Annotated in this window: 4 protein-coding genes; 2 read left to right on the top strand and 2 right to left on the bottom strand. The window is 59.7% G+C overall.

Features of this window, described 5'->3' with window-relative positions; all coding sequences use genetic code 11:
• Nucleotides 1–313 precede the first annotated feature (313 nt).
• Together RR842_RS12260 and RR842_RS12255 are read left to right on the top strand one after the other, a co-directional pair.
• On the top strand, nt 314–751 hold the full coding sequence (locus RR842_RS12260; protein WP_332729917.1) for a YjdF family protein: 438 nt from the start codon (nt 314–316) through the stop codon (nt 749–751).
• Nucleotides 752–1027: 276 nt separating this feature from the next.
• On the top strand, nt 1028–2023 hold the full coding sequence (locus RR842_RS12255; protein WP_332729915.1) for a hypothetical protein: 996 nt from the start codon (nt 1028–1030) through the stop codon (nt 2021–2023).
• Between the two features lie 225 nt (nt 2024–2248).
• Here RR842_RS12255 and RR842_RS12250 read toward each other — a convergent pair whose 3' ends face one another.
• The gene (locus tag RR842_RS12250; protein WP_332729914.1) at nt 2249–3214 is read right to left on the bottom strand and encodes a radical SAM protein; all 966 of its coding nucleotides are present in this window, start codon (nt 3212–3214) and stop codon (nt 2249–2251) included.
• Nucleotides 3211–3906 (bottom strand): GyrI-like domain-containing protein, encoded by a 696-nt coding sequence (locus RR842_RS12245; RefSeq protein WP_332515144.1) that lies wholly within the window; start codon nt 3904–3906, stop codon nt 3211–3213. The genes RR842_RS12250 and RR842_RS12245 overlap by 4 nt, the downstream gene beginning before the upstream one ends.
• Between the last annotated feature and the right edge of the window lie 379 nt (nt 3907–4285).

Raw genomic sequence — 4285 nt, 5'->3', positions numbered from 1 at the left:
TACTTGACCCAACTTGCAGAGGGAAGGTGGTAAGTTGCACGCTCGCCACGACAGAAGGCCGGGCAACAAGCTTGGGCGGGGTGCACGGGCAGGGAAATCTGGAATGGCCGCGCTATGTACGCACGCGTGACGCCGCTTGCGAGCGTGCTGGAGGATTGTCGGTAGACGCTCTCGCTGTGCTATTATGGCGCGAGCAAAGAAAAAAACACGGTCCGGTCGGTAGTCCAGGCGCAGAGCGTTTCGCTGTTCTGTCAGTAACCCGCCTCCTTGGTTGTCCGTTCTTTGCGGTACGACGGCACATAAAGGAGGAGCTATGCAAGTCACCCTCTCATCGACGTTGACGATACTGCACGACGGCCAATTTTGGGTCGGCATCTGTGAGCATGAGGAATCCGGGGGCTATGGTGCGTGTCGCATCGTGTTCGGCGCGACCGAGCCGGCCGATACCGAGATCCTTGCATTCGTATGCCGCAGCTGGTCGGCGCTTGCCTTCGATCTGACGGAGGATGATACGTTGCTCGGCGCATCCAGCCTGCTCTCACATCATAACCCTAAACGCCGTCAACGTGAGGCGAGGAAACTCGTAGAGCAACCCGGCGTGGGCACGAAAGCCCAGCAGGCACTGAGCGCCGGCTACGAGGCGCGCAAAGTCGAGCGCAAAGCAGACGCACGCGAAGCCCGCCAGGCTGATTCGGAGCGTCGCTTTGAGCTCAAGCAGATCAAGCGCAAGGAAAAGCACAAAGGCCGCTGATAGGGATGCGATGAAAGGTGGCGAGATTGAGGTGCCTCTTCGATGCGATGCGGAAAAGCGACCTCACTTGGCAAATTTCATGAGCTTTGCATCCAAAAGCGGCGAAGCTAGACTGCGCTAGGAAAAATGTGTTTCATTTGGCCTGCTCAAAGGACTACCGGTTTATCTCCCCAGTCAACCGCCCTTCTCAATGGACGCAAAGCGGTGCGAATTTGCCAAATCGGTGGCAAAAAATCACTCTGGTGCTCTTCGCAGACTTCGTGGTAGGGTTGCCGCATGAGTATCTTTGTCAGTCATACTTCTGCTCTTGAGTTTTGGCGCGCGCATTCGTTAGAGGATGTGCGTGCATCGCGCGCAATGCCGCAAGCAGGAGATGTGCCCGAGAAAAGTGTACTGGCCGATTTTGATTTTGCTGAATATGGGATCGTATCTCAGCCTCTTCACCTTATGGTGTCGGACGCTGCTTCTCGCGGGCAATCGAAGCAGGTGGTCTGCCATACGTGGATTAAGGCTCGTGTGGCTGGGTCGTTTGTCTGTGTAAGTGACAGCCTGTACGCTAGCTCGCCGGAGGCTTGTTTTCTCCAGGTGGCCAGGCAACTGTCGGGCATTGAGCTTGTCGCGGTTGGCCTAGAGTTTTGTGGCACCTATGCGCTTTGCGGGAGTGCGGTCCGGGGTTTTAGGGAGAGGCCACCCTTGACGACGGTCGGATTGCTTCGGAAATACCTGTCAAAAGCGGCAGGTGGATATGGCGTGGCCAACGCTGAAAAGGCTCTAAGATACATCGCTGAAGCTTCGGCATCACCTATGGAAACGATGCTGGTTATGCTGCTGTGTTTGCCGTGCGCGCTCGGCGGATACGGTTTGGAATTGCCCGTACTCAACCATCGCATTAAGGTGCCGGCCTCAGGGATGGGAAGGCGACGATCTTACTGCTGCGATCTTTTTTGGCCTCGCGCAAAGTTGGCGGTCGAATACGATAGCGACATGTTTCACACCGACTCGAAGCGTATAGCGAACGACTCGCAGCGACGAGTCGAGTTGTTGCGTTTGGGGGTATCGGTCGTATCGATCACGCGGCGACAGGTATTCGATGCGCGCGCGTTCGACGACGCAGCACATACCGTGGCTAAAAGCCTGGGCAAGCGCCTACGAAGCATACGCACTGATGTCCTGACCCGGCGCTACGATCTTCGCAAACACCTGATCGAAAAAATGCGTGTGCATGGATCGAGCAAGGGCGAGTGGCTCCGAGGCGATTACGTCGATTGGTAAGAGGAATGGTCGTCGAGCCTAGGCTCGGAGTGGCGATGTTTACGCACTAAGTTTAGACTCAAAGCGGAGATACCTGCACGCCGAACCTCGGGACGCAAGGACGCAAGGCCGCGAGACTTGACACGTCGAACCCTAGTCGCTCGTCACAAGGCGGAGATGCTTGACACGCCGAACCCTGGTCGCTCGTCACAAGGCGGCGAGGTTCCTCTACCGAATCTCGCCGCCTTAGAGCAGCGAAGTTTGCGCGCCGACGGGCTGTGCTGGCTTGTAGGCGGCAATGATGTCGGACATACGCCAGAGCAGGCCGTGTTCCTTGCAGAGCGCGCGAAACAGCGAGCGGTTTTGAGCGGCGAGGGGGCTGTTGCAGAAATAGCGCTCGCCGAAGGCCTCGCGGTAACGATCGGGAAGTGCGGGATCGATCGCAGAAACGTGCTCCAAGAAATGCTCTCGCTGACGGTCGCGCATGGTAACGCCGGTCATATGGTGGACGAACCGGGCACCGGCGCGCGTTGCGCCTTCGACCACGCCGCGCACCGTTTCCTCGTCATCGGTGATGAAAGGGAGCGTGGGGGTGAACAGCACGCCACAGAATATGCCGGCACGGGCTAGCTCGGCCAACGCTTCGAAACGCGCGGAAGGTGCGGGGGCATGCGGCTCGATAAGGCGTGCGAGATCGTCGTCGGCGGTGGTGATGGTTATCTTCGCTATGGTGCCCCCGGCGCGGCCGATGGCACCGAGCACGTCGATGTCGCGGGTGATGAGCGTGCTCTTCGTGTCTACCGAGACGCCGAAACCGTACTCTTCCACCAGCTCCAGCGCGCCGCGGGTCACGCGCAGGCGGTGCTCGTGCGGGTTGTAGGTGTCGGACATCGCCCCGATTCCCACGATGCCGCGCACGCGTCGGCTGCGCAGTTCGCGCCGCAGGATGGCCAGCGCGTCGAACTTCACGCGCACTTGGTCGAAGTCGTCTACGCGGTAGCATTCGCTTCGGCTGTCGCAGTAGATGCAGCCATGCGTGCAACCCTTATACAGGTTCATGTTGTAATCGATGCCGAACCATTCGTTGCCGCCACGCCGCACCTTCTGCAGGATGGAGCGCGCGCGGATCGTAGGGATGTGCGCGCCGTCGGTTGCGGCATTGCTCGCCGTATCGGAAAAGGGCTCCTCCGACGCGCGTACTTCTTTGCTCACGCCTGCCTCACGGGGTGGCGGACGACGGTCTTCAGGTTCTCCGGCTTGGTGCGGCGCGGGTCGCCCAGGTATATTTCGTGGTGCAGGCGCAGGGCCGGGATGCTGCCTTGCACATCGAGCGCATCCATCAAAGCTTCGGTACTCGGGGGCTCGGAAATGTCCTGGACGTAGCCCGCGTCTTGCACGAATTCGTCGAGTGCCGCTACGGTAGCAGGTTCGTCGTCGTAGGGACCTCTGTGCATGACCTGGGCGCACGTTCCTTCTGCGAAGCGCACGAACTGCGCGCGGCTTGCATTCAGCTCAGGTTTCTTCTTCGCTACCTGCTCGAGGGCCCAAGAGAACACCTCGGGAGTAACGAAGTCCGGCTGGCGGATCAGCGACACCCATTGGAACGCGTCCTTGTCCACGATGCGCCGTCCGTCGAACGTGCCTTCGCCAAACCAAAGGCCCTCGAGCGGAGGCACGACATAGTCGAAGTAGCCCTGGGGCTGCCACGCGCCCATCTTCGCCATCTTGACGGCAAACGACAGGCCGTACAACAGACCGACCGCCTCGGCGTACGACCCGTTCTCGCTGTTGGGGTTTCCGGCTCCCGCTACCGCGAAGAAACTCATGGCAGGCACCTCGATTAGCGTCGGCGTTGCCCTGGGAACGTACAGATCGCGGTACTCCTTCTTGAAATCGAATGCCATGTCGGCCTCCCGGTTGGTTTCCGTGCGTTGCCGCCGGCAGCGCTATTCCGCAAGCGCTGCCGGGTTCTCGCGTGTTCGTCTTGGGCGAGCAGGGCTCGAGGAGTGCTCGCCTGCTCTTGGTGTCGAGGATCGTGCGCCTCGCTTGTCTGGATACGGCCGGACGAGCCCACGATCTTCGACTGGTACTCCCTGGTAAGGCTTGGCCCAAACGGCAGCAGTTGTCGTTTGCCGAGGTGCTCGGCTGCCTCGCCTCACGTTCACGCCCTCTATTTTAGGGCAAGGTAGATGTCGATGTTGGCATTGGCCATATCTCCGCCGGGAAGATAGGCCTCGAAATCGACGGTGAAGGCACGCTTGGCCAACAGTTCCTGGTCGCTCC

Source organism: Gordonibacter sp. (genome assembly GCF_036667095.1).
Classification (GTDB): Bacteria; Actinomycetota; Coriobacteriia; order Coriobacteriales; family Eggerthellaceae; genus Gordonibacter.
This window is presented reverse-complemented; position numbering and strand designations above follow the sequence as displayed.